Origin of the sequence: Rhizobium sp. BT03 (genome assembly GCF_030053155.1) — a bacterium.
In the GTDB taxonomy this organism is placed as follows: domain Bacteria; phylum Pseudomonadota; class Alphaproteobacteria; order Rhizobiales; family Rhizobiaceae; genus Rhizobium.
In genome coordinates, this window is sequence record NZ_CP125640.1 from 1,890,642 (window position 1) to 1,914,956 (window position 24,315).

The 24,315-nt window shown below is 61.2% G+C and carries 24 protein-coding genes; 1 reads left to right on the top strand and 23 read right to left on the bottom strand.

Annotated elements, in window-relative coordinates:
• Positions 1 to 20 precede the first annotated feature (20 nt).
• From QMO80_RS09320 to QMO80_RS09330, 3 genes are all read right to left on the bottom strand, one after another.
• On the bottom strand, positions 21 to 1,184 hold the full coding sequence (locus QMO80_RS09320; protein ID WP_283199805.1) for a carbohydrate ABC transporter permease: 1,164 nt from the start codon (positions 1,182 to 1,184) through the stop codon (positions 21 to 23).
• Position 1,185: 1 nt separating this feature from the next.
• On the bottom strand, positions 1,186 to 2,199 hold the full coding sequence (locus tag QMO80_RS09325; RefSeq protein ID WP_283199806.1) for a carbohydrate ABC transporter permease: 1,014 nt from the start codon (positions 2,197 to 2,199) through the stop codon (positions 1,186 to 1,188).
• A 186-nt stretch (positions 2,200 to 2,385) separates the two neighbouring features.
• Complete coding sequence (locus QMO80_RS09330) at positions 2,386 to 3,747, bottom strand: ABC transporter substrate-binding protein (protein WP_283199807.1); 1,362 nt, start codon at positions 3,745 to 3,747, stop codon at positions 2,386 to 2,388.
• A 299-nt stretch (positions 3,748 to 4,046) separates the two neighbouring features.
• On the opposite strand from QMO80_RS09330, the gene QMO80_RS09335 reads away from it, so the two are divergent.
• Complete coding sequence (locus QMO80_RS09335) at positions 4,047 to 5,072, top strand: LacI family DNA-binding transcriptional regulator (protein ID WP_283199808.1); 1,026 nt, start codon at positions 4,047 to 4,049, stop codon at positions 5,070 to 5,072.
• 133 nt (positions 5,073 to 5,205) lie between these two features.
• Here QMO80_RS09335 and folD read toward each other — a convergent pair whose 3' ends face one another.
• From folD to motC, 20 genes are all read right to left on the bottom strand, one after another.
• The gene (folD, locus tag QMO80_RS09340; RefSeq protein WP_283199809.1) at positions 5,206 to 6,105 is read right to left on the bottom strand and encodes a bifunctional methylenetetrahydrofolate dehydrogenase/methenyltetrahydrofolate cyclohydrolase FolD; all 900 of its coding nucleotides are present in this window, start codon (positions 6,103 to 6,105) and stop codon (positions 5,206 to 5,208) included.
• 120 nt (positions 6,106 to 6,225) lie between these two features.
• Complete coding sequence (locus QMO80_RS09345; RefSeq protein WP_283199810.1) at positions 6,226 to 8,016, bottom strand: succinoglycan biosynthesis protein exop; 1,791 nt, start codon at positions 8,014 to 8,016, stop codon at positions 6,226 to 6,228.
• Positions 8,017 to 8,178: 162 nt separating this feature from the next.
• Entirely contained in the window at positions 8,179 to 9,018 is an 840-nt protein-coding gene (locus QMO80_RS09350) for a WecB/TagA/CpsF family glycosyltransferase (protein ID WP_283199811.1), read from the bottom strand.
• Positions 9,019 to 9,410: 392 nt separating this feature from the next.
• Entirely contained in the window at positions 9,411 to 9,950 is a 540-nt protein-coding gene (locus tag QMO80_RS09355) for a hypothetical protein (protein WP_283199812.1), read from the bottom strand.
• Positions 9,950 to 10,315, bottom strand: a complete 366-nt coding sequence (locus tag QMO80_RS09360; protein WP_003570277.1) for a hypothetical protein — start codon at positions 10,313 to 10,315, stop codon at positions 9,950 to 9,952. Before QMO80_RS09360 ends, QMO80_RS09355 begins: the two co-directional genes overlap by 1 nt.
• Before the next feature lie 123 nt (positions 10,316 to 10,438).
• A complete protein-coding gene (locus QMO80_RS09365) occupies positions 10,439 to 11,002 on the bottom strand; it encodes a rod-binding protein (RefSeq protein ID WP_283199813.1) in 564 nt (187 codons plus the stop codon).
• Positions 11,003 to 11,033: 31 nt separating this feature from the next.
• Positions 11,034 to 11,447: a hypothetical protein gene (locus QMO80_RS09370; protein WP_283199814.1), complete on the bottom strand. Its 414-nt coding sequence runs from the start codon at positions 11,445 to 11,447 to the stop codon at positions 11,034 to 11,036.
• 4 nt (positions 11,448 to 11,451) lie between these two features.
• A complete protein-coding gene (locus tag QMO80_RS09375) occupies positions 11,452 to 12,204 on the bottom strand; it encodes a flagellar biosynthetic protein FliR (RefSeq protein ID WP_283199815.1) in 753 nt (250 codons plus the stop codon).
• A complete protein-coding gene (gene flhA / locus QMO80_RS09380; protein WP_283199816.1) occupies positions 12,201 to 14,288 on the bottom strand; it encodes a flagellar biosynthesis protein FlhA in 2,088 nt (695 codons plus the stop codon). Before flhA ends, QMO80_RS09375 begins: the two co-directional genes overlap by 4 nt.
• Before the next feature lie 212 nt (positions 14,289 to 14,500).
• Positions 14,501 to 14,767 (bottom strand): flagellar biosynthesis protein FliQ, encoded by a 267-nt coding sequence (fliQ, locus tag QMO80_RS09385; protein ID WP_012556617.1) that lies wholly within the window; start codon positions 14,765 to 14,767, stop codon positions 14,501 to 14,503.
• An 88-nt stretch (positions 14,768 to 14,855) separates the two neighbouring features.
• Positions 14,856 to 15,299: a flagellar hook assembly protein FlgD gene (flgD, locus tag QMO80_RS09390; RefSeq protein WP_283199817.1), complete on the bottom strand. Its 444-nt coding sequence runs from the start codon at positions 15,297 to 15,299 to the stop codon at positions 14,856 to 14,858.
• The gene (gene flbT, locus QMO80_RS09395; RefSeq protein ID WP_003570292.1) at positions 15,290 to 15,739 is read right to left on the bottom strand and encodes a flagellar biosynthesis repressor FlbT; all 450 of its coding nucleotides are present in this window, start codon (positions 15,737 to 15,739) and stop codon (positions 15,290 to 15,292) included. The genes flgD and flbT overlap by 10 nt, the downstream gene beginning before the upstream one ends.
• Positions 15,736 to 16,083 carry a flagellar biosynthesis regulator FlaF gene (gene flaF, locus QMO80_RS09400; protein WP_003570294.1) on the bottom strand — a complete coding sequence of 116 codons (348 nt, stop codon included), beginning with the start codon at positions 16,081 to 16,083 and terminating at the stop codon, positions 15,736 to 15,738. Before flaF ends, flbT begins: the two co-directional genes overlap by 4 nt.
• A gap of 36 nt (positions 16,084 to 16,119) precedes the next feature.
• Complete coding sequence (locus tag QMO80_RS09405; protein ID WP_283199818.1) at positions 16,120 to 17,172, bottom strand: flagellar hook-associated family protein; 1,053 nt, start codon at positions 17,170 to 17,172, stop codon at positions 16,120 to 16,122.
• 3 nt (positions 17,173 to 17,175) lie between these two features.
• Complete coding sequence (flgK, locus tag QMO80_RS09410; protein ID WP_283199819.1) at positions 17,176 to 18,663, bottom strand: flagellar hook-associated protein FlgK; 1,488 nt, start codon at positions 18,661 to 18,663, stop codon at positions 17,176 to 17,178.
• A 19-nt stretch (positions 18,664 to 18,682) separates the two neighbouring features.
• A complete protein-coding gene (locus QMO80_RS09415; protein WP_283199820.1) occupies positions 18,683 to 19,993 on the bottom strand; it encodes a flagellar hook protein FlgE in 1,311 nt (436 codons plus the stop codon).
• Positions 19,994 to 20,119: 126 nt separating this feature from the next.
• On the bottom strand, positions 20,120 to 20,791 hold the full coding sequence (locus tag QMO80_RS09420) for a transcriptional activator Rem (protein ID WP_049733072.1): 672 nt from the start codon (positions 20,789 to 20,791) through the stop codon (positions 20,120 to 20,122).
• A gap of 280 nt (positions 20,792 to 21,071) precedes the next feature.
• Positions 21,072 to 21,629: a lytic transglycosylase domain-containing protein gene (locus QMO80_RS09425; RefSeq protein WP_283200152.1), complete on the bottom strand. Its 558-nt coding sequence runs from the start codon at positions 21,627 to 21,629 to the stop codon at positions 21,072 to 21,074.
• Positions 21,577 to 23,019 (bottom strand): flagellar hook-length control protein FliK, encoded by a 1,443-nt coding sequence (locus QMO80_RS09430; RefSeq protein ID WP_283199821.1) that lies wholly within the window; start codon positions 23,017 to 23,019, stop codon positions 21,577 to 21,579. Before QMO80_RS09430 ends, QMO80_RS09425 begins: the two co-directional genes overlap by 53 nt.
• A complete protein-coding gene (motC, locus tag QMO80_RS09435) occupies positions 23,016 to 24,311 on the bottom strand; it encodes a chemotaxis protein MotC (protein WP_283199822.1) in 1,296 nt (431 codons plus the stop codon). Before motC ends, QMO80_RS09430 begins: the two co-directional genes overlap by 4 nt.
• Positions 24,312 to 24,315: the final 4 nt, after the last annotated feature.

The window sequence follows — 24,315 nt, forward strand, 5'->3', positions numbered from 1 at the left end:
GAAGTCACGTTCGGAAATGGTCAGCCTCCCTTGACCGAACCCGCCAGCAGGCCGCGCACCAGATAACGCTGCAGCCCGAAGAAGACGAGCAGCGGCACGATGATGGTGACGAAGGCCGAGGCCGTCAAAATCTCCCAGTTGCCGCCGCGCGAGCCGAGCAGCGCGTTCAGGCTGCCTGTGAGAACGAGGTGGTCCTTGTCGGTGCCGAGGAAGACCATGGCGACGAGCAGGTCGTTCCACACCCACAGGAACTGGAAGATGGCGAAGGAGGCGAGTGCCGGGAAGGACAAAGGCAATACGATGCGGGTGAAGATCTCGAAGTCGCTGGCGCCGTCGACGCGGGCGGATTCGATGATCTCCTTCGGCAGGCCGGCGATATAGGCCCGCAGGAGATAGATGGCGAGCGGCATGCCGAAGGCGGTGTGGGCGAGCCAGATGCCGGGATAGGTCTTCGACGGCTGGCCGAGCATGGTGCCGATCTCGTTATAGAGGCGCAGCAGCGGGATCAGCGACATCTGCAGCGGCACGACGATGAGGCCGACGACGAGCGCGATCAACAGCGCACGGCCGGGGAACTCCATCCAGCTCAGCGCATAGGCGGCAAAGGCGGCGATCAGGATCGGGATGATCGTCGCCGGGATCGTCACGGTCAGCGAGTTGATGAAGGACTGGCCGATGCCCTCACCGGTCAGAACCGTGTTGTAGTTCTGCAGCGTAAACTCCGGCGGCGCGGAGACCGAGACATAGATGCGCCGCGGTCTTTCGTCGGGCGAGAAGGCGGCGTTCTTCATGTAGCGGTAGCTGCCGTCGCTGTTGATCAGCAGGCTTTCGCCGTCGCCGAGATCGGCGGTCTGACCGGCTTCGAAGGCCGCCGGCTGCTGCACGCGGTTGCCGAAGGCTTTTACCGAGCGGCCGGTCTGGCCCTCAAGCACGTTGCCTGCGATGACGTAGGTCGCACCTTCCTGCTGCTGCTGGTCCGGCGTGCCCAAGCGGACGGCGACGGTCTGGGTCGAGCCGACGAAGGACGTCCACCAGCCGGAGACGACGATCTGGTCCTTGTCGCGCAACGCGCTGACGAAGATGCCGAGCGTCGGGATCAGCCAGACGATGACGATCAGGAGAACGGCGGCGTGAACGAAAAGACGGGCGGGGCCGATCTTGAAGTAGCTTGCGGCAGCGGTCATCTCAGTGGCCCTTCAGTTCGCGATTGGCGCGGCGCACGTTCCACACCATGATCGGCGTGACGGCGAGCATGATGATGAGGGCGATGACAGCACTTCGGCCAGAATCGCCGCCGCCGCGGAACATCCAGTCGAACATCAGGTTGGCCAGCACCATCGTCTGCCACTGGCCGTTGGTCATGGTCAGCACGATGTCGAAGACCTTGAGGACGAGGATGGTGATCGTCGTCCATACCACCGCGATCGAGCCCCAGACTTGCGGCACCATGATGCGCCAGAAGATCTGCCAGCCATTGGCGCCGTCGATGACGGCGGCCTCGATCGTCTCCTCGGGAATGCCGCGAAGGGCGGCCGACAGGATGACCATGGCAAAACCGGTCTGGATCCAGATCAGGATGACCATCAGGAAGAAATTGTTCCAGAAGGGAACGGAGATCCACACCTCGGGCGTGCCGCCGAAGGTCTGGACGATGGCGTTCAGCAGGCCGATCTGGACGTCGTTGCCGCCGCGATATTCATAGATGAACTTCCAGATGACCGAGGCGCCGACGAAGGAGATCGCCATTGGCATGAAGACGATGCTTTTGGCGATATTGCCCCACCAGATACGGTCGGTCATTACGGCGATGACCAGGCCGAAGAAGGTGCAGGCGGCCGGCACGACGGCGAGCCAGAGGATGTTGTTGAAGATCGACTGGCGGAATTCGCGGTCGCCGAGCGCCCATTTGTAATTGGCGAGGCCGACGAATTGCTGCCCGGCGCGGTCGTGGAAGGAGAGGATGAAGGTCGCAACGACCGGATAGACGAGATAGACGACGAGCAGGAAGAGCGCCGGCCCGATGAACAGCCACGGCCGGATGAGGGCACGGCGGTTGAGATTGCGCGAGGCGGCGCGGATGTCGCCATCCTTGACCGGCAAAGCCAGATCCAAAATCTTGTTGGAAAAATAGAAATAGCCCGAGCATGCGAAAACGGCGACGACCACGACGCCCAAAGCGGACACTATCTGCAACAGCATTTCGTCCCTCCCCTGCTTCCCCTGATCTTATTGCGACCGGTTGCTGTTCTGACGGTTCAGCGCCGGTCATCGTCAATCTGTGTGTATTACCCAATCGCAATATATCCTGTGATGGCCGGGCTCTTTGCGAACCCGGCCAGTCATCCAGGCCATGCCGCCGGCAAGCCGGCGGCATAATTTTTGGGATTACTTGATGCCGTCCCAGGCGCTCTGGATTTCGCCAGCGGCATCTTGAGCCGACTTGCCGCCGACGAAATCGACCATGCCCGTCCAGAAGGCGCCGGCGCCGATCTTGCCCGGCATCAGGTCGGAACCGTCGAAGCGGAAGGTGGTGGCCGAGGTCAGGATCTCGCCTTCCTTCTTCATCTGCGGGTTGGCATAGGCCTCGGTGCTGACAGCCTTATACGGGGTCAGGAAGCTCGACTGCGCCATCCAGACCTCATGCGCGATCGGGGTCTTCAGGAAGTCGATGAAGGCGCGGGCCGTCTTCGAATCCTTGGCGATCGAGACGAGCGTGCCGGCGCCGAGAACCGGCTTGCCGAGTTCGGGATGCGAAGCATAGGTCGGCATGTAGAAGAAGTCGGCATCCTGGCCGAGCTTCGTGCCCTCAGGGAAGAAGGACGGAATGAACGAGGCCTGATGGTGCATGTAGCACTTCGGCGGAACGGAGAAGAGACCCTTCGGGCTGTCGCGGAAGTCGGTCGAGGCCACGGCCGCGACGCCGCCATTGACGTATTTCTCGTTCTTGGCGAACTTGCCGAATTCGTCGATCGCGGCAACGACGGCCGGATCGGTGAACTTCAGCTCGTTAGTCGTCCACTTGTCGTAGGCCTCAGGCGGCTGGGTGCGCAGCATGATGTCCTCGACCCAGTCCGTCGCCGGCCAGCCGGTGGCGCCGCCGGAACCGAGACCGATGCACCAGGGAACGCCGCCATCCTTGACGATCTGGTCGCTCAGAGCATGCAGCTCTTCCATGGTCGTCGGGATCTTGTAGCCGGCTTCCTCGAAGTTCTCAGGAACATACCAGACGAGCGACTTGACGTCGGCCTTATAAGGGAAGGCATAGAAGGCTTCCTTGCCGTCCTTGCCCTTATAGGTGCCGTAACCGACCCAGCTGTCGCCGGCGCCGTAATTATCCTTGATCCACTTGGAGTTTTCGTCGCCGAGCGGCGTCAGGAAGCCCTTGCTGGCAAGATCGGCAAGGAGGCCCGGCTGCGGCAGAACGGCGATATTCGGCGGCGAGCCTGCCTGGGTGTCGATGACGATCTGCTGTTCGTAGTTTTCCGAAGAGGAGTATTTGACATCGATGCCGGTCGCTTCGGTGAAATAGGCAAGAACGCTCTGGAAGAACGCCTCGTCCTCGCCGCGCCACGGCCCGAAGATCGTCAGCGGCTGACCCTTCAGATCGGCATGTGCGGCCTTGAATTCGTCATAGCTCTTCCAGTTGAATTTGGAATCCTGTCCCGGGGCAAATTTCAGATCGGCCGCGGACGCAGCACCGGCAAAAAGCGCTGCCACGGCAACGCCCATCAAAAATGTCTTTTTCATGTGATCAACCTCCCATCACAATCCCAACCCGCGCCGAATTCCCTTTAAAAGAAATTTCAAAGCGCTTTGACACCCAACTCATTCCACTTTCGGTGGAACGGAGTCAAGTCATTTCACGAAAACCGGCTGTAGACACCGCCGTTATCACGGCGTGAGCAGCGGCTATCGGGAAATATGGAGCGATTTTTCTTGAGTCAAGCGCGCCAGATGCTACATAATTGAAAGCGCTTTGGGTGCCACTGGGAGGCGGCAGACCTTTTCAACACGGCTGATGGGCGGGCCGGGAGGAAGCATAGCAGGTGAATCTCAAACAGCTATCGGAATTGCTGGGGCTGTCGCAGACGACGGTGAGCCGAGCGCTCAACGGCTATCCCGAGGTCAACGAGGCGACCCGGGAGCGCGTGCTGCAGGCCGTCAAGGAAACCGGATACCGGCCGAACAAAGCGGCGCAGCGGCTTGCGACCGGCAAGGCAGGCTCGATCGGCCTCGTCATGCCGACGGCGCCCGGCCACCAGTCCGACGTGCATTTCGGTGAATTCCTGGCCGGGCTCGGCGAAGAGGCGGTGCGCCACGACTTCCACTTCGTCATCATGCCGGCCGACCCGGACGACGAGGTTGCCGCACTCCGGCGCCTGGCGATCAGCGGCAATGTCGATGCGCTGTTCGTCGCCTATATGCGCGGCCACGATCCGCGGCTCGCCATGCTGAAGTCGCTGTCCATGCCCTATGTCGTCCACGGGCGTTCCTTCGGTGCGGAGCCCGATTATCCCTATCTCGACATCGACAATGAGGGCGCCTTTTACGATGCGACGCGGCTTCTGCTGCAGCTCGGCCATACGCGCTTTGCGCTGATGAACGGGCAGATGCATCTCGATTTCGCCATCCGCAGGAAGAACGGCGTCCTATCGGCCCTTGCCGAGCGCGGCCTGGCGCTCGACGAGGATTGCATCAGCCATACGTTGATGACGGACGAGCAAGGCCTGTTGGCGATGGAACATTTTTTGCAGCTGCCGCAGCGGCCGACGGCCATCCTCTGTTCCAGCACGGTGCTGGCGCTCGGCGCAATCCGCGCGGTCAACCAGGCGGGATTGCGGCTCGGCGAGGATATATCGCTAATTGCCCATGACGACGTGCTGCCGCTCTTGAAGCCTGAAAACTTCTCGGTGCCGCTGACGACGACGCGCTCCTCGCTGAGGGCCGCCGGCGTTCGCATCGCCCAGCGGCTGATCGGCACGGTGAAAGAGGCCGGCCCCTTTCCCGAACAGGAACTTTGGAAGACCGAACTGATCGTCCGGGCTTCGACCGGCCCTGCCCCGCAGTCCTAAAGCGCGTCGCGATCTTTCAGATTCGCTCCTTGCGCTTTAGCTCTTTGTTTTTACACATGTCGTTTGCGGCAAAATCGCTTAGCGCTTTGCCTGGCAAAACCGCTGCACACTTTTGCGCGACATGCTTTAACAATCAAAATTGTGGCGGTGTCTGCCCCGCGGCGCGATGCGCGGCGATGACCGTGTTGGCCATCAGCATGGCGATGGTCATCGGGCCGACGCCGCCGGGAACCGGGGTGATGGTGCTGGCGACTTCGGAGACCTCGCGGAAGGCGACGTCACCGACGAGCCGGGTCTTGCCCTCGCCCCTTTCGGGGGCTGCCACGCGGTTGATGCCAACGTCGATGACCGTCGCACCCGGCTTGACCCAATCGGCCTTGACCATCTCCGGCCGGCCAACGGCGGCCACCAGAATATCGGCGTTGCGGCAGACCTCGGCGAGGTTCCTGGTTCTCGAATGGGCGATCGTCACCGTCGCATTGGCGTTGAGCAGCAATTGCGCCATCGGCTTGCCGAACAGGTTGGAGCGGCCGATGACGACGGCGTTGAGGCCGGAGAGATCCTCGCCATGGGTGCGGCGGACGAAGACCATGGCGCCGGCCGGCGTGCAGGAGACCAACCCGGTCTTCAGGTCGCCGATGGCGAGCTTGCCGGCATTGGCGATGCTCAGGCCGTCGACATCCTTTTCCGGCAGGATCGCCTGGATGATCGGCTCGCTGTCGAGCGGCTTCGGCAGCGGCAGCTGCACCAGGATGCCGTGGATCGACGGATCGGCGTTGAGGGTGGCGACAAGGGCTGCCAGATCCTCCTGCTTCGTCTCGGCCGGCAGCGTGTGCTGGACGGATTTGAAGCCGCATTCCTTGGCCATGCGGCCCTTGGAGCCGACATAGGCGTGGCTTGCCGGATCGTCGCCGACGATGACGACCGCAAGGCCGGTGGTGACGCCGCTGCTCTTTTCCAGCGCTGCCGTCGCACTCTTGACCGTCTGAATGACCGATGCAGCTACATTCTTGCCGTCGATTACTGTCGTCACGCGTCTCTCCGCCCTGTTTCGCGCCAATCTATGGATAGTCGGCGAGCGTCAAATGCCCGCTAACGCCCTATCCTGTCGGAAAGCAGCAAGGCAATATCAAAAATGCAAGGAAATGATCGTTCAGCGCAGCGGCTGCCGCGCTTCGAGGCCATGAACAAGAAGCCGGTCGCGCAGGCCGGAGAGTTCGGAGCGCAGCACCTCCATCTCGTCGGCCGCGGTCGGGACCGGTTGCGGTGCCGGCGGCGGCGAAGACAGCGATGGGGATTCCTCTTCGGGAGCTGCCATGGGTTTACGCCGACGCAGCAGGAAGGCTGCAGCAAGACCGGCGGCGAGACCCGCGGCAGCGCCGGCCAGCGAGCGGCCGGTCAGGCCGTCGGGCGCCGATACCGCCGTTGCCCGAGCCGGGCTGATGAGAGAGATATGGCCGTCGGCAACCGTTCCCGTCGAGGCGGACGCTGCATCTTCCAGGCGCGAGCGTGCGGCGGTCGCCTTCTCGCTGAGCTCGGTCAGCCGGGCGAGATCGACGCCGGTATCCCGGCTTTGCGCGATCAGCGTGTTGCGGCGGTCGTTCAAGCCCTTGCGCGCATCGACGGCCGCCTTCGCGGCGGCGTTGGCGGCCTGGGCAAGACGGGCAAGCTCCTTGCCCATATTCTCCTTCAGACCATCGGTTTCGGCCTGCTGCTGCAGCAGGCGCGGATGGCGCGGGCCGAGCTCGGCCGACAGCTGCGCAAGCGCCGTCCTGGCAACCGCATATTTGTCGCGCCAGTCCTGCAGCGCCGGCGAGAGCATGTCGGAAGGCAGCGAACCGTCGAGCACGCCGGCAAGTTTTGCGGCTTTCAACCGGTCGGCCTGCGCCTTGGCGCTGAGGATAGTCTGGTCGGCTTCTTTCAGATCGGCATCGAGCCGGTCGATCTGGCGGCGAAGATCGACCGCCACCTTGACGTTGCCCTCGCCGCTCTTTGCCGTGAAGGCCGTCAGTTCCGCTTTCGCCTCGTCATAGGCCTTGCGCAAGGCCGCGTCGGTTTCGGCGCTGCCGCCGGGGCCGTCCGCCGGGGAAACCGCTTCGGCAAGCCTTGCGGCGATGCGCATGGATTTGCCGCTGTCGCCGGTCGTCACCCGCACGCGGATCGTGCCGGCGGCAGCATCGGGCAGGATCTCCACGGCATGTTTCAACGCCGCCTCGGCGCGCGAGGCCGGATCGGCGGCTGCCCCGGTCGCCGAGAGCAGATCGAGCGCAACGCCAAGCGCATTGGCCCTTTGGCCGGCAAATTCGGGATCGTGATCGAGTTTCAGGGCGGCGACCGCCGAAGCAACGACCCGCGCCGAGATCAGCCCTTTCGCCGCGGCCTGCGTGAAGGCGGCCCGGCTTGCGGCATCGGTCTTCACCGCAAGCGTCGCTTCGGCGCGGTAGAGGGTTGGCGAAGCCGGCATCAGCGCCGGCAGGCCGGCGCCGATCATCGTCGCAGCGGCGACCGTCACCGCAAGAGCACTGCCGCCGACGCGCCGCCGCGGCGCTGGCGGGCGGGGCTCGGCCGCTTCCTGCCGGATCGCGGCCAGCGGTTCGGGCGAGATTATCGGCTGGATGACCGGAGCAGCCGGTTCTTGACGGCGCGGCTGTTCGTGAGGAAGCGGATGGCCGATGTCGTTGGCGGCCCGTAGGCGATTGCCGAGGATGGTTTCGATACGATCAACCAGCGGCTCCGTGCGCGCCGCCTTCGCACGCTGCTCTTCCAGCGCGCGGCCGATGGCGCGCAGCAGTTCGGCCTCGGGCGGAGCGATATCAGGCCGGTTCGACCGGGGCAATCTGGGGGGCACACCATAACGATCGTCATGGGCGCGCACCGACGCGGGCGCCGCCGGCCGGGCGGCCGGGCGATCGTGAAAGCTGCTTCTGGCCCTGATATCGTACATTTGCGCCACATCTCATGCACATGATGGCCGAATTTAATCATCCGCACGGATGCAGATGATTAAGCCAGTCTAAATATTCATGGCAAAGAAATGGTTAATTGCAGCGTGTAAGAACTGAGCATAGCGCCTCGAATCGGAACCGATTTGAGGCTGTCTATCGCTTCAGCTTGCTTTCTTGTGGTCTGACCGCGGCTGCAGCGCGGTGGCGGGCTCTTCCGGATGGCTGAGGATCCTTTCACGCCGCTGGAAGCGATAGCGCAGCACATGGAAGAGAAAGACCGGGATACCGATGACGTAGCGGCGCCAGAGGCGCGTCGGCTCCTGCAACAGGCGATAGGCCCATTCCATACGCATCATCCGCACCGTCTTCGGTGCGCGGGGAACGGCGCCGGAAACGAAGTCGAAGAGGGCGCCGACCGTCAGCACCAGGCGCGCATGATCGGCACGGATATTGTCGTGGACCCATTTCTCCTGCAGCGGCGTTCCCATGCCGACGATCAGGATGTCGAGCTTCTGACGCTCGATCTCCTCGGTGACCTCAGTGGAATCGACCTTGTCGAAATAACCGTCGGAAACGACGACGAATTCATGCCAGGGCGTATGCCTGCGGAAATTTTCCGCCGCCGCCTCGACGACCGAACGCGTGCCGCCGATCAGGCCGATGCGGCGCGGAGCCTCCATGAAGGTCAGGAAGGCCGGCACGAAATCGGTGCCGTTCAGATTGGCGGGGAACGGCGAACCATGGGCGATCTGCGATGCGATGTTGAGGCCGATGCCATCCGGCAGCACCAGATTGTGCGACATGATCCGGTAATATTCGTCGTCGCGCAGCGCCGTCAGCATGTTGTGGGCGTTGACGAAGCAAACCACGGTCTGGCCGACGGGAATGGAGGCCAGCTCGTTGATGAAAACGAGGGCATCGTCCCAGCCGAGATCGCAGACCGGCAGATCGAAGATCGTCCGCCGCGATGCGAGCACCGCGAAGTTTGCAATCAGATTCATTCCTACCTCCTGCCGAGGGTGCTGCATGCGCCCGACATCCCGGAAAACAAGCCCATCATTGCGCAGCGCAGGTTCCTGGAAGAACCGGCCGCGTCACGCCCGGACGGCGTCGCTCCGATCTCGGAAGGCGGCACTGCCGGGCTGTGACACCTGTATAACAGGACGGCTTCAAACAACCCTTAGGAAAATCCCTTGAATTTCCATGCTCGTATAAGTGGTTTATTAACCACGTGCGCTAAAGCGCGTCGCGATCTTTTGGATTCGCTCCTTGCGCTTTAGTTCTTTGTTTTTACGCATGTCTTTGCGGCAAAAGCGCTTCGCGCTTTTGCGCGACATGCTTTAACGAAAAACGGCGCCTTGCGGCGCCGTTTTCGTCGATGCTATTCTGAATATTAGTGGGCGGCCGGCGCCGGCGCTTCGCCGGCCGGTGCGGTCTCGACGATCTTGACGGGTGTGCCCACTTTCTTCGGCTGCCCGGCGGAGCTTTCCTTGACGTCTTCCTTGGAGAGATAGTCGAGCTGCTCCAGCATCACCTCGGCGACATAGTCGCCGCCGAGACGCTCGTTCATGCCCTTCTTGATCTCTTCGCGGAAGACCTTCGGATCGAAGGATTTGATATGGGCGATATCGACCATCTTGTTGCCGACGAGCAGGCTGAAAAGCTCGTCCGTGGTCATCTCGGCCAGCGGCAGCGTGACGCCCTTCAGCATCTCCTTGTTCATCATGAAGGAAACGCGGCCGAGGAAGTAGCCGGTGATCGCGCCGTCACCGATGATGGGGACGGTGATCGTTTCGCCCTTCACCAGTTCGAGCGCGCTCTGCTTGGAATCAGTGGCCGCAGGCTCCGGCGCGGTCGCCAGATACACCGAGAAATAGACCGAAGCCAAGGTGATGGCGCAAACCCAGACACCGGTAAGGACGAGCTTGATCATCAGTTTCCACGCGCGGCGAATTGTTCCTGGGAATAGGTGCCGTCGGCATCGGCGTCCTGAACGGCGTTCTTCAGCAGGTCGGCGACAGCGCGAACCGCTTCGAGATGCGCCTCGACCCGACGGGCATTGAGAACCAGCTTCTTCTTCAGCCCATGCAGCTGATCGAGATGAGCAGCGGCAAGCTCGGCCGGATCGGTGTCGCGGAACAGCATCGACAGCTCATAGAGGCAGCGGCTCTTATGCGCATTGGAGACCTTGAGATCGAACTGCGGATCGCTGCCGATCCGGGTGTTCTCATTGTCGATGATCATTTCGAGGCGTCCGAGAACGGATTTGATCCTGTATTCGTTCGAAACTATTTCCATTGTACCCTCGGTTATGCGTCGCTTGGAGCATGATGCCGAAAACTGTGCGCGGTTTCGGATCGCAGCATGCTCTAACTCTTCAATTGAGAAGCGGATTCAGATTTCAGGCCAAGGGGCCTGAAATCATCCTGTTCTATCGGTCTTGGCTTCGGCGGTCGGCGTGCCGAATGTCTTGCGCTGGAAGTCGTCGATCATGCTGAGCGCAGTGTTGCGGTCATCGTTATCGGTCGAGGCATTGACGATCTTGCCTTCCTGCCGGCGCAGCTGCTCGCTGTACATCTGCTTGGCGATGCCGATGCCGTCGCCCTTGGCCATGGTGTTGCCGAGCTGTTCGGCCATCATGCCTTTCCAGATATCGCCGGTGGCGCCCTTGCCGTAGACGTCCTCGCTTTCGCTCGGCAGCATGGACTTGACGAAATTCTGCAGAACCATGGCCTCGAACTTCCGGTAGCTTTCCGGCACTTCCTCGGCCTTGGTGCGGTTCTGGATGTTGTTGAGGCCGCTTTTCTGGCCGATATGATCGAGAACATCGACCGTAGTGGAGAAGCCCTTGCCGTTCTCGGCGAGGCTCGTTGCGGCAAAGGCCGCACGATTTGCCTTCAATTTTTCCTGGGCCGCCTGAACCTCCATGGGGTCGGCAGCTTTGACAACGTCCAGGACCAGATCACTGGGGGGCGAAATAGCCACGTTACAATCCTCTAATTTAAGATCGTAACGACTATGGGTTTCGAAGCTTGCTGGAGGCTGGCGTTGCGAATTGCTGATCGATGACATCGTAGACGGCATTGTCGTCGGCCTCGCGGCGCTCGGCCTCGAGGGCTTCTTTCATGCCTTCTTCGAACCGGTCACCCTTGGCGCGCTCACGCGCCAGCCGCATTTCGTGGACCTGCTGCATGCCGGTCAGCTGCAGGTCCTTGATGGAGAGCCTGCCGAATCGGTCGGCGTAATTTTGCGAGAAAGCGTGATGGACCGGGTCCATGGAACCGAGCGCGACGATGACGTCGTCCATCTGCGCATTGACCTCGACGCGCTGGCGGCTGGTTTCGGCCAGATCGTTCTCGGCCATCCTTTCGATATGCCGCTGCACCGAGAGCAGTCGTTTGAGCTTCTGGGAGCGGTTCTTTTCGACCATCGTCTCAACGCCCGATATAGATTGAGCCGAAGGACTGGCCGAACTGGCTGACCAACGCCGCAATCGAGAAATAGATCAGGAAGAGCCCGCCCATCAGCAGATAGGGCGTGGAGATGAAGTAGACCGGGATCTGCGGCGCCAGCTTGTTGATGAAGCCGATCGAGACGTTGAAGATCAGGCCGTAGATCAAAAACGGACTCGACAGCCGCAGCATGATGTAGGTGGTCTGCTCCAGCGTGTCGGTAAAGGAGATCAGCGTCGCGCGCATCTGCATCAGGCCGCCGAAGGGCATGGTCGTGTAGGAATCGATCAGCGCGCGGAAGACGATGTGATGGAAATCCATGATGAAGAGGATCATGATGCCGGCAAAGGTGATAAAGGCGGAAAGGCTGGTCTCCGGCGAATCTTCGACGATGTCGGCCGAGCCCGGCTGGGTATAGCCGACCATCGTGGCAAGGATCGAGGCGGCGAACTGCATGCCGAGCGTGTAGATCCTCGCCAGCATGCCGTACATCACACCGATCAGCGATTCGCTGAAGATCAGGCCGATATAGGTTCCGGAACCGGTGTGAACGGCCGGATAGACAGTATCCCAGAGCAGCGGCACGACGGCGATCGAGAGTGCGACGGCGATGAAGACGCGCAACTGTTCGGGCACGCGCGCCGAGGAAAAACCCGGAAGAGCCAGCACACAGCCACCGATCCGGCAGAAAACCAGGAACAGCGCGAGAACGGTCCCTTGCGGGTCTGTTATCATGAAATAGAGCCCAAAATCTTTATCTCGATGCCCTTGGCCAGTTCGACATGCGACAGGACCGGCAGCGTGGCGAACAGCCGTTCGATGATCATGCGCACATAGGAGCGTGTTTCCGGCGAGGTGACAAGTGCGAATGGCAGGCCGCGATCCATGAACTCACGGATAACTTTGGTGGCCTGTTCGCTGAACTCCTCCAGGCTGCGCGGATCGATGTCGAATTCGATCACCTCGCCCTTGGTGTCACGCTTCAGCGCCTGGTGGAAAGCGAGATCCCATTTGCTGCCCAACCTCAGCACGCGCAACACGCCATTGTCGGCGAGGTCGCCGCAAAGCTGCTGGGCCATGCGGATGCGGACATGCTCGACGATCTGCTCGGTCTTCCTGACATGCGGGGCGAGTTCGGCCACCGCTTCGAGGATGAGGTGCAGGTTGCGGATCGAGACGCGTTCGGCCAACAGCAGCTTGAGCACCGCCTGCAGACCCGAATAGGACATGTGCGACGAGCAGATCTCGTCGGCGAGCTTCTTGTATTCCGGGTCGAGCCGGTCGATCAGCACCTTGACGTCCTTATAGGACAGAAGCTGCGGCAGGTTGTTGCGGATGACCTCGCTCATATGGGTCAGCACGACGGAAACATTGTCGATCGGCTGGAAGCCCTCGCGTTTCAGGTCGTCGGCGAAGTTTTCGAGGATCGAGACGGCCGGCATGCCGAAAGCGGGTTCGCGGATTTCGTCGCCGGGGATGCTCGGCCGGCGGCCGGCGCCGGTAACGACGAGAACTTCGCCGACGCGCAGCAGATTGGAGGCGACCGTCGTGCCGTGAATGCGGATCTGGTAGGACTTCTCGGCGATGGCGATATCGTCGGTGACCTTGATCTCGGGCACGACGAAACCGTATTGCGTGGCGAACTTCTTGCGCATCTTGCCGACGCGGAAGGCGAGTTCCTGGTGGGCGCCGAGCAGGCGGGTCGAGACCATCTTGCCGAGTGCGAGCTCGATCTCGGAGGTGCGCAGCACCGACTTGACCGAATCCTTTTCCAGCTCCTTGTTCTGGACGACCTTCTTTTCCTCCTGCTCGCGGCGAAGCTTGTTTTCAGCCTCGACCTGACGCGGGATGAACCAGGCGCCGAAGGCGAGAAGACTGCCGAGGATCACGAAGGGGACGAATGGCAGGCCCGGCATCAAGGCCAGGACGAACATCAGTACGGCCGAGACCGAGAGCGCGCGGGGATAACCGCTCAACTGGTTGACGACAGCCTGGTCGGTGGAGCCGGTGGTGCCGCCGCGCGAGACGAGGAGGCCGGCGGCGAGCGAGACGATGAGGGCCGGCATCTGCGAGACGAGGCCGTCGCCGACGGAGAGCTTGACGAAGACGTCGGCTGCTTCGCCGATCGGCATGCCGTGGCGGAAATAGCCGATGATGATGCCGCCGAAGACGTTGATGGCGGTGATGATCAGGCCGGCGACGGCATCGCCGCGCACGAATTTCGAGGCACCGTCCATCGCACCGAAGAAGGAGCTTTCCTCTTCGAGTTCCCGGCGCCGGCGCTGGGCTTCCCTTTCATCGATGATGCCGGCCGAAAGATCGGCGTCGATCGACATCTGCTTGCCGGGGATGGCATCGAGGGTGAAGCGCGCGCCGACTTCGGCGATACGCGTGGCGCCCTTGGTGATGACGATGAAGTTGATGGTGATGAGAATCAGGAAGACGATCAGACCGATGACGAAGTCGCCCGACATCACCAGGCTTGCGAAACCGGCGATGACGCCGCCGGCCGCATCGTGGCCTTCATTGCCGTGGGACAGGATGACGCGCGTCGTCGCGATGTTCAGCGCCAGCCGGGTCATCGTCGCGATCAGCAGAATGGTCGGGAAGGACGAGAAATCGAGCGGTTTCTGGATCCACAGCGCGACCATCAGGATCAGCACCGAGAAGGCGATCGAGAAGGCCAGTCCCATGTCGATCAGGAATGGCGGGATCGGCAGGAAGAGAATGCAGATGATGCCGATGATGCCGAGGGCAAAACCGATATCGCGCAGGCTCGGGGCGACTTTCGGAAGGGGGAGTGCAGGTGGTTGCGCCATAACAGTTCCGTCTCTTCATGAGAGGAGGCGGACTCGGTCCGCCCAATTCGGATCGAGAGTTAAATGGCGAAGCTTGCGCGAAGGTGGCTCAGAGTGGTTCAGCTTTTCATCGAAGCGCAGAACCGCTCTTAGCTTTGTTTCCACGCAATCCCCGGCAAAAGCGCTTTGCGCTTTGTCTGGCAAAACCGCTGCGCACTTTTGCTGGAATTGCTCTAGAAGCCGGACTGGATGCGCGAGAAGACCAGATTGGTGAAAATCGAGACCTGCGAGCCGACGAAGGGGGCGGTGACGCCGACGGTGATCAGCACCGCGACGATCTTCGGCACGAAGGTCAGCGTCGCTTCCTGCACCTGGGTCAGCGCCTGTATCAAGGCGATGATGAGACCCACCACCATCGCGGCGATGACGGCGGGACCGGCAGCAATCAGGACGGTCCAGATCGCGGCCTGGAACAGATCCAATGCATCAGCTTCATTCATCTGAAGGCAACCTCATATCGCCTTGAAGCAGCCCCGCCGAGGCCGGGCCGCTATTGATTGGTGTCACAGGCGCGTCGGCGCCGCGGTATCAGCTACTGCTGCTGTCGCTGGTCGTGGTCGGCGCCTTGTCAGCAACGGTGATTCCCGCCTGCACGAGTATCTTACCGCCATCCGTGGTCGTCGCAATGATGCCGTCGGAATAAACCTTGACGGATTCGATGGTGCCTTTGACGGTGCCGTCGGCGCTTTCCATGTATTTGCCGACGTAGCTGCTGGCCTGGGTGAGGCTCGAGCTTGACAGCAGCGTATCCAGCTTGGTGTTGGTCTGGATCGTCTGTTCGACCTGCGAGAAGCTTGCCAGCTGTGACATCTGCTCGCTGGCGTCGACCGGATCGGTCGGATCCTGGTTCTTCATCTGCGCGATGAGCAGCTGAAGGAAATTGTCGTAGTTCAGCGTCGCTTTCTGCTGGGCGGAACTTGTCGTGCTTGTCGTGCCCGTTGAGGTCACACTCGATGTTGCATCTACCGCCATGGTGCGATCTCCCTGCGAATCTGCTCGACCATCGTCGGCGGCATCTCGTGGTTGTTGAGGATATTGTCTTCGATCGCGTAGAGGCCGCGGATCGCCTTCAACGCATCGAAAGCACGGCCGGTCGAGACGAGCGCATCGATGCGCTTCAGTTCGGCGAGAATTTCCTCGTTTTTGAAGCAGGTGAGCAGCATGGTGATCGACTTGCGGAACATCGCCGTCGAGTGGTCCTTGCCCTCGGGATTGATGAGGATCATCTGCGCGATGAAATAGAGCTGACGCAGCGGCGTGGTGGCGCCTTCCGGCTGGAGGACGTGGTTTTCGAGAAGGAACGTCACATCATTCAGGAATTCCAGCGCGACCTTGCGGTCGACACGCAGGACGGCGCCGTTGATGAAGATTCTTTCTCCGGCTTTCAGAGAAATGCGAAGTGTACTTTTCATTTAAGTCCATCCCTGATGATGGTGGTAACGTCGATGATGCCCTGATAGTTATTCGACAGACGTTTTCGGATTCTGTCGCACTCCTTCAATATCCAGATCGCGATCGAGATGAGATTGGCCCTGAGCTCGATCTCCAGCTGGTTGTCGGGATGTTTCAGATCCTCGATGAAGCTGATCCACACCCGGCGCGTATAAAACAGGGCTTCGATGGCTTCCCGGCCGTATTTTTCCTTGTCGCGCGCCAACGACAGCAGATCTATGGACCGGTCAAGAACCTGCCATTCCCGCTCTTTCGCGTCGGCCACCGAGTCCTGCATGACTTCGGCATAAGAGAACTGATACATTCATGCATCCTTCTTAATCTTGCGCGCCTTTGCTCATCAAAGGTAGTTTACGAGACTCAACTGCTGGATCTTCGAGACGATCGTGTAAGCCGTTTCAAGCTGCGTTTCCAAAGTCTTGACGAGGGTCGATGCCTCGTAGGGATCGACGCCCTGGAGATCGACCAGCTTGTTCTTGATGATGTTCGACTGGGCGTCGAGGGCGTCGTTGGACTTCTTGACGCGCTCCTGGGAAAGGCCGAGCTGGCTTGCCTGGGTCACCAGGCCGCTGGTCGCCTTGGTGGTGTAGCTGATGGCCTGCTTGGACACCGCTGTCATTGCATCGCTGCTGAGGTTCTGGCCGAGCAGAGCCGAGGTCATCACCGAGGCGAGCGCCATGTAGCGCATGCCTTCGGAATTGGCGTTGGTCGAGGATTCGATCACTTCGGAATTGCTGATGCGGCTCGTCATGTTCTGGCTCGATGCCTGCGACCAGCCGGTCGTTGCATTGGTCCAGTTTGCCTGGCTGAACATCGGTTCCACCGTCCCCGTGATGAAGGTTTCCATCTCGGCGCCTGTGAGAGCGCTGACCGCCTTCGGGGGGGCGAGACCGGCTGCATAACTGTTCAGTGCCGTGACGATGGCAGCACTCGTCGCCGTTGTCTTGTCGGTCAGCGGCTGCACGTCGGTGTTGATGCCGGAGAACAGATATTCGCCGTTCACCATGGTATTGGCCGTGTCCATCATCGTGGACAGCGCGCTGGTCGCCGACTGGATGGCGACGGTGACGCTGCCGGGATCGTGGCTGCCCTGGAGCGCGGTCAGCTTCGAAACGAGGCCGTCGCCGACGTCCTTCATCTTCGAAAGGCCAAGCTGGGAGGATTCCATGCGGGCGGTGACGAGCGAATTGCTTGCTTTGATCGAGTCGATCCGGTCGGTCTCGCGGGTGAAGTCGACGCTTCTTGCGGCATTGCCGCCGAGTGAGACGCCGATATCCGCATAGACGCCCGTCGTTGCTTCCATCGTCGCCTTGGTCATCTGGTTCTGCCCCTGACGGATCGTCAGTCGCATCGCATTCTGAATGGCCGAACTTGAAATAAATGAGCTCTTCATGGCTTAACTCGCAATATCCAGCAATGACTTCAGCATTTCATCGACGGCATTCAGGATCTTCGTCGCCGCCTTGTAGGACTGCTCTATGTCAAGGAGCAGCGTCAGCTCCTCGTCGAGGTTGACGCCGGTTTCATTGGAATAGGCTTCGTCGGAGCGCGACAGCGCCGCCGAGCTATTTTCCGCCGCGGTCGTGGCATTGCTGCGGTACTGCTCGAGCCAGCCGAGGGAATTGGTGGCGTATTCCATGATGCTGACATTGGAATCGATGCCCGTCGTCGCGTCGAAGCCGGTCGTCGTTCCAACTGCGGGGTCGAAATCGATGTCGGAGCCCAGCGCCGTATAGAGGCGATCGAGGTCCGTCGTATAGCCGCTGAGGTGGGTAGGATTGTTGACCACCCCGCCGGCGTTGACGCCGCCATCGCGCAGGCGCATCGGATCGCCACCCTGCGCGGTGATCACGCGGCTGCTGACGGTGATGGTCGAGGCCATGCCGGCAACCGCGGTGGTACCGGTATCGACCGTGCCGCCGCTCCAGGTGAAGAGACCGGGCACATATGCCGGGGTGCCCGACGTGCTCTGCTCCTTGAAGAGCGAGACCAGGCCGCGGGCGATTTCGTCGAGCTGCTTCTGGAAGTTGGGAGCGATCTCGTCACGGACCTGCAGGAGCGACTGGAGGCTTCCCTGTGCCGTCGTCGTCGACCCGCTGCCGCGTGGCAGCGCCACACCGTCGATATAGACCGAATTGCCAGTTACCGTGGCGTTGTAAACATCCTGAGACTTGAACGTCACCTTGCGCGGAACCGTCTCGAAAAGGATCGTCCCGTCGGACGTGCTCAGCACCATGTCGTTGTTGTCACGCGTCGTCGCGTTGACGCCGACAATCTGCGAAATCTGCTTGAGAGCCTTCTCGCGTTCGTCGAGAGCACCTGAGGCATCCGCGCCCGAGGCCGTGGCGGTCTTCACGGCGTTGTTGGCCTTCTCGAAGTCGCTGAGGAGCGTATTCAGCTTATCGACGTCGGTGGCGATCTGCTTGTCGGCGGTGGCGCGAACGTCCTGAACGGAAGTCGATGCATTGTTCAGCGAATTCGCGACGTCCTGGGCGGCGGTGATGGCGCCCTGGGCAGCGACGGTGCTGCCCGGCGTCGTGCGGAAGGCCTGAAGCTTCTGCTGAAAAACACTGAGATAGGTGGATGGCGACGTTTCGTAGTCGTTGCCACCCATGATCGACTTGAGATCTTCGAGACCCCCCAGCAATGCCTGTTGGGCGCTGTCTTGCGAGGAGGTCTTCAGGTACTGGCGCAGCAGGGCATCTTCCTGTGCCCGGTCGATCTTGACGACCTGCGCGCCGTTCAAGGACGTGGTGAGCATCGCCTGCCGGCGCACGTAATCTTTATTGCCCGCATTCGAGATATTGTTCGATACGACGCTGCTCTGCGTGCCGGTATTGTTGAATATTCCCTGCGCGGTATTAAGTGCGGATGTGAGCGACATAGCTTACCCGTTACCCTGCTTATCTCTTGAGGTTGACGAGGACGTCCATGATGTCGGACCCCGTCTGGAAGACCTTGGAATTGGCGGTATAGCTGCGCTGTGATTCGATCATCTCGGTCAGCTCGCCGGCGAGATCGACATTCGAACCTTCGAGAGCGCCCGATTTGATCGTGCCGAGGCCGTTGGTCTGCGGAAAGCCGGTGACGGTGACGCCCGACTGGCCGTTGGCGCTGTAGACGTTGCCGCTCATCAGGGTCAGCTTGTCGGGGCTTGCGACATTGGCGAGTGGAATGCGGTAGAGCGGCTTGGTGCTGCCGTCTTCATACTTGGCGTAGACGATGCCGTCGCCGTCGATCGTGACGTCCTTGACCGGGCTGGCGGCCTGGCCGTTCGGCGTGCCGGTGCCGGCAAAGGCCGCGCCAAGCTGGGTGAAGCCTGAGAGATCCATGTCGATCGACAAGCCGGTCACCGGGTCGACGATAGTAGCGGAACCGGTAGAGTTGGTGATCTTGCCGGTGGAGTCAAAGTCCAGCGTGGTCGTGGCGACGGCGCCGCCGGCCGTGGTGTAGGGGAAAGAGGTCGTGCCGCCGGTCGCCGCATCGGCGTTGCGGAAGATCGCAACCTCCCAGGTGCTGGCGGTACCGGTTGCCGGCGGCGGTGTCGTAACCGAGGTCTTCGTGAAGTAGAAGTCGTACATCACCTTGTTGCCGAGCGTGTCGTAGGCGACCATCGAGAACTTCTTGGTATCGGTTGTCGGGGTGCCGGTAGCGCCGTTGTCGCTCGGAAGCGTCGCAGGAGCGACCGGAGCAACGTTAGCGTTGGAATCGAGGTTGCCCTTGAAGACGCCTGAGGTCGAGGCGATGGCGGTCAGGCCTTCCTGGTTGACGTTGACGGGAACGAGGCCGTCAAAGCCGTTTACGACGACAGCGGGAGAACCGGAGTTGTAGGAATAGCCCATCAGGCCGAAGCCGGCGGCGTTAACGAGATTACCTTCGTCGTCCTTCGTGAAGTCGCCGGCGCGGGTCAGGACCGGCGTGCCGTCGGCGCCCTGGACGATGAAGAAGCCGTCGCCCGAGATCGCGAGGTCGGTGGTCGAGGTAGTGTAGGAGATGTCGCCCTGATCGGAGACGGCCTGGCGGACGGAGGTCTGAACACCGCCGGAATTGTAGTTGCCGCCCGAGGAAGGCAGGACCAGCGACGAGAAGCTCGTCGACACGGCCTTGTAGCCGGTCGTGTTGACGTTGGCGATGTTGTCGGAAACGGTGCTGAGGCGGTTCGCCTGCGCGTTCATCCCCGAGACTGCCGTCTTCATGCTGCCGAAAATGCTCATCTGAAAACCTCGTTTTACCTGTTAAACTCGAGAGTATTTGTCGGGCCTTGCGTGAAGCTGTCTGTCATGGCGGGCTGCGAGGCCAATATCGAGGTTCAGCCGGGCGCCGCCGCCCGGCCGAGAAAATCAGGCCCAATCGATGCAGTAGCCAAGGAAGCGCTTGGAATCGACCGGATCGACGCCGAGCTTTTTGCGCAGCTTCTTGCGCAGCTTCGAGATATGGCTTTCGACGACGTTTTCCTCGACCTCTTCATCGAAGATGCCGTAGATGGCGTTGAAGATCTGGGTCTTGGTGACCCGGCGACCGCGATTGGCGATCAAATATTCGAGGATGCGGCGCTCGCGCCGGGGAAGCGCGAAGACTTCGCCGTTGATCTCGGGGTCACGACCGTCCGAGAAGACGCGGATCCCGCCGATTTCGGTGTAGTTGGCGATCGCCTTCAGCCGGCGCCGGATCGCAGCCGCCCTTGCAAGGATTTCGCGGGGATGCACCGGTTTGCGCACCACGTCGTCGACGCCGCAATCGAACAGTGCAAGGGTGTTTTCGAGCGAGGGCTGGTCGCTGACCGCAATCACCGGCGCCATCGACCGATCCCGGATCGCCCGGGGGAGTTCGAGGCTGCGCTGGCCCTGACCGATCAGGAAGGCCTCGACTGCCGCAATATCAGAATCGGCAGCGGTCTGGACCCACTCACCGAATTCCGTCGGATCAAAGCCGGTGGAGGGAATGCCCTCACGGCCAAACAGAGATGTGTATCCATCTTTCACGAGCTCACGCTCATCAACCACGACGATCATTCGTCCGCCTCCGAATCAGTGTGGCACTTCGATGATCTATGGGTACGAATCGCACGAATCGGCGACAACTCGTTAAAGTTAATGGCAGAAACTAATAATTGATTAAGATCTGGGTAGCGATTTGATCTATATCTAGTGGGTCCAGCTATTTATGCACACCAAAATTTCGTGGAAAAGTTAACGGACCCTTAATTATGACTTGCGCAGGGGATTTGTGCCGGATTCCTGCCATATTGTGACACAGTTTCGTCACAATAGACGACTTCCATCTTTGGTTGAATCATTTTTGGCAAAAGTTACTCGCATTGGGAGTCCACTTGCCGTAGCCGGTGGCGACCAGATTGGCGATGACGCGGCAGACATATTGCTTCTGCGCGGGGTCGTTGTTGGGGCCTGCATGGTATCTGGCTACCGCCATCGTCCATGTCTCGTGACGATCATGCAGGTTGCGGAGGAATTTTGCCGCATATTCGACGTTGCGATGCGGGTCGAACATATCCTCGGCCGAGCCGAAATTTTCGCCATGATAGTAGTGGTTGATCTGCATGCAGCCGATGTCGATGAGCTTGGCGCCGCTGCTGCGGGCGACATCGAACTGCCTCATGGCGTCCTGCTCGGAGGGCGGAAAGATCGCCTTGCCTTCGACGTTCATCGCATAGGGATAGAGCGAGCCCTTGCGGCCGGTCTCCGTCAGGCCGACCGAATAGAGGATGCCCTCAGGGATGCCGTATTTGGCAGCGGCCGACTGGATTTCGCGTTCGCAGGCGCCCGTGGAGGCTTTCGCCTCAGAGGTAAACACCGCCAGTGCCGCCGCTGCGGCCAGCAGAAACGTCTTCAATACCGGTCTCACCTGCGCCATTGAAGCCTCCATCCGCCCGCTGTGCCGTCTGATTGTGACGCTCGCGCGCCTCGCCGCCTTGCCCCTGCTGGGGCAGCGACTGCTGCTGGGAGGCCTGGCTTTGGCTGCCTGCCTGGTTGCCGGCATCGCTGCGCTCGACCGGCGCCATGCTGATGGTGACGTTGTCGACCGCATAGCCCTGGCTGCGCAGAGCTTCGAGAATCTTGCCGTGATCTTCCTTCATCTGACGATAGGCCGCGCCGGTTTCGACCTTGAGGTCGACGTTCAGGGCGTCGCCGGACAGACGCATGGTCGCCGTCACCATGCCGAGATCGAGCGGGTTCATCTGGATCTTCAGCGTATTGACCACCTTGCCGGTGCTCGTCCATTCCGCCGCGTTGGAGAGCGCCGAGCTCGGTTCCATGGCGCGCGCCCATTCAGAATCGCCAGAGAGAGCGGCGGTGACGGCGGCCGAATTCGAATTCTGCGCCAGGCCGATATAACGGCGTGATTCGAGCACCGAGATGTTTTCGACATTGGCCTTCTTCCCGCCGTCCTTAGGCCCGGCCTCTTCGGTGCCGAGATGAACATCCATCGACACGCCACGGCCATCGGCACGGCTGAGCCTGAATGTTCTACCCTCAGTGGCTTCGGCATTCTCCGATCCGGGAACCTTGACATCGTCGGTCTTGCCACTCTCGACGCCGGTGACGGCCGCCAGGGCGTCGGACGCATGGCCGCCTGCCTTGGCTTCGATGCCCTCGATCTTCTTGTCGGCCGGCTTGACCTCATCGGCTTTGGCGGATGAATGGGCGCCTGCTGCCGCTGACAAAGCGACCGCGCCGTCGGCGAGATCCTGCTTCAGCAGGCCCAGGACATCGGAAATGGCCCCGTCCTCATCGCCACTGTCCTTGCCGGTATCGGTTTCCAACGCCTCGGCCTTGGCGTGCTTGCCGCCTTTGGCTGCCTGAACGACCTCCTCGGCCGAGCGGTCTTTCGCATCGGGCTTGCTCAAGGCAAGATCCGCCGGCATTTTGACCGCAGCCTTTCCAGGCTTTGCCGCGGCTTTTTCTGTATTGGCGATGGTTTCCGGCTGCGCTTCAGCCTGCGCCTTCAACGCGGCGTCGCTGAGATCGATCAACGGCTTTGCGCCGCTGCGGCTGCGGATCGTCCGCGCCATGTTCTCGGCGCCGGCATCGACAACCACGTCCTGATCCGGCTGCGCATCGCTGGCCGCGTCATTGGCGTCCCCGCTGCTTGCCTTGGCAAGGGCGTCGGAGAAGCCGTTCTTTTGGCCGCCAGCGTCGTCCTTACCCATCGGCCGCGCAGATTTCGCAGCCGCGGCGGACTCCGCGCCGGCGGCGGCGCCCAAGACGCTCATATCCATCATTGTTCGTTGCCTTCCTGCGCCAGAAGACCGTCGATCTCGTCGAGCTTGGACCGATTGGTCGTCACAAATGCGTTGAATGAGGGGTCGGTATCCTGGCTCTGGCCAGTCGATGCCACACCTCCCGGAACAGGCTCGGGAAGCGCGCCTGGCGCTCCCGGTTGCGGAGCTATAGCCGCAGCCTTTTCAGAAGTGATTTCTTGATTGGAAGTGTTAGGGTCCGAGGCTTGCGTCAGGCTTGCCGGGTCGGGAGCGCGCAGGATCTGCTCGGCGACCGATCGCGCCGCTTCCTGCAGCGCCTGATCCCGCGGCGACAGCGCGTTGCCGGCGATGCCGCTGACATTCTTCGCCGCCCGGTCGATATCCTCTGTGGTAAGGCCGGCCATGCCGCCATAGAAATCCGCCAGCGGACCGAAGGCATTGTCGGTGCCGGCGCCAAGCGACTGCACACGCTCGACCGCCATGTGCGCCAGCTCGGTCTTGCCTGATATCGCGGCAGCGCGGGCGATGCGCAGATAGACCTCGCGCTGGCGCGGCGCGTCCATGAAGGACAGAATGTCGATGACTTCCTGCGGCTTCACCGCGTGATCATGGCCGACGACGAGCGTCACGAAAAGATCGGCGAACTGACTGGCATAGGGCGAATGCAGGAAACGCCTGACATAGCGCTGCGAATAGGCCATGCCCCTGTCGAGCATCCCCTTGTCGACGCAGATGGCGACCGAGCGGCGCAACGCGGCTTCCTCGACGATCGTGCCGGGTGCGGCAAGGCGCGCCTGGTCGTAGAGATCCAGCGCGTCCGTCGGTTTCGTCGCGATCAGCACGTTGCCGCCGATCAACGCAAGGTAGGGGCCGATCTTCTTGTCTCGGTATTCCCTGGCCGTCTCCTCCAGTGTCTTGGCGACGAGCAGTCCCTTGCCGCTCAGATATTTTCTAAGGACATCGGTGACACGATTGTCGAAATAGCCGTTGACGTCGTGAGCGATCAGATATTCGAGCGTCTGCGGATTGCCGCCGCTCATCGCGTAGATCAGCGCGGCATCGACATTGCGGTCGTCATCGAAGACCGACGTGTCGACGGTGCGCAGCCGCTCGTCGATCGTGCCCAGCATGAAGCGCTGCATCTCACCGGCCGAATGATCGCCGGAGACGACGGAATCCTGCACGAACTGCAGCGACCGCAGCATCTTGTACGGCGCAAGATCGTCCGGATCCTGCGCCTTGCCTGCGGCCGGCGACAGCATCGCCAGGCCGAGGGCCACAAATCCGACATAGCGATGCTGCCGACGCGCCATCCTG

Bases quoted from the DNA above. Each gene is read 5' to 3' on its own strand.
- QMO80_RS09320 (WP_283199805.1), bottom strand. From the start codon at position 1,184: ATGACCGCTGCCGCAAGCTACTTCAAGATCGGCCCCGCCCGTCTTTTC.
- QMO80_RS09325 (WP_283199806.1), bottom strand. From the start codon at position 2,199: ATGCTGTTGCAGATAGTGTCCGCTTTGGGCGTCGTGGTCGTCGCCGTT.
- QMO80_RS09330 (WP_283199807.1), bottom strand. From the start codon at position 3,747: ATGAAAAAGACATTTTTGATGGGCGTTGCCGTGGCAGCGCTTTTTGCC.
- QMO80_RS09345 (WP_283199810.1), bottom strand. From the start codon at position 8,016: ATGTACGATATCAGGGCCAGAAGCAGCTTTCACGATCGCCCGGCCGCC.
- QMO80_RS09350 (WP_283199811.1), bottom strand. From the start codon at position 9,018: ATGAATCTGATTGCAAACTTCGCGGTGCTCGCATCGCGGCGGACGATC.
- QMO80_RS09355 (WP_283199812.1), bottom strand. From the start codon at position 9,950: ATGATCAAGCTCGTCCTTACCGGTGTCTGGGTTTGCGCCATCACCTTG.
- QMO80_RS09360 (WP_003570277.1), bottom strand. From the start codon at position 10,315: ATGGAAATAGTTTCGAACGAATACAGGATCAAATCCGTTCTCGGACGC.
- QMO80_RS09370 (WP_283199814.1), bottom strand. From the start codon at position 11,447: ATGGTCGAAAAGAACCGCTCCCAGAAGCTCAAACGACTGCTCTCGGTG.
- QMO80_RS09375 (WP_283199815.1), bottom strand. From the start codon at position 12,204: ATGATAACAGACCCGCAAGGGACCGTTCTCGCGCTGTTCCTGGTTTTC.
- flhA (WP_283199816.1), bottom strand. From the start codon at position 14,288: ATGGCGCAACCACCTGCACTCCCCCTTCCGAAAGTCGCCCCGAGCCTG.
- fliQ (WP_012556617.1), bottom strand. From the start codon at position 14,767: ATGAATGAAGCTGATGCATTGGATCTGTTCCAGGCCGCGATCTGGACC.
- flgD (WP_283199817.1), bottom strand. From the start codon at position 15,299: ATGGCGGTAGATGCAACATCGAGTGTGACCTCAACGGGCACGACAAGC.
- flbT (WP_003570292.1), bottom strand. From the start codon at position 15,739: ATGAAAAGTACACTTCGCATTTCTCTGAAAGCCGGAGAAAGAATCTTC.
- flaF (WP_003570294.1), bottom strand. From the start codon at position 16,083: ATGTATCAGTTCTCTTATGCCGAAGTCATGCAGGACTCGGTGGCCGAC.
- QMO80_RS09405 (WP_283199818.1), bottom strand. From the start codon at position 17,172: ATGAAGAGCTCATTTATTTCAAGTTCGGCCATTCAGAATGCGATGCGA.
- flgK (WP_283199819.1), bottom strand. From the start codon at position 18,663: ATGTCGCTCACATCCGCACTTAATACCGCGCAGGGAATATTCAACAAT.
- QMO80_RS09415 (WP_283199820.1), bottom strand. From the start codon at position 19,993: ATGAGCATTTTCGGCAGCATGAAGACGGCAGTCTCGGGGATGAACGCG.
- QMO80_RS09420 (WP_049733072.1), bottom strand. From the start codon at position 20,791: ATGATCGTCGTGGTTGATGAGCGTGAGCTCGTGAAAGATGGATACACA.
- QMO80_RS09430 (WP_283199821.1), bottom strand. From the start codon at position 23,019: ATGATGGATATGAGCGTCTTGGGCGCCGCCGCCGGCGCGGAGTCCGCC.
- motC (WP_283199822.1), bottom strand. From the start codon at position 24,311: ATGGCGCGTCGGCAGCATCGCTATGTCGGATTTGTGGCCCTCGGCCTG.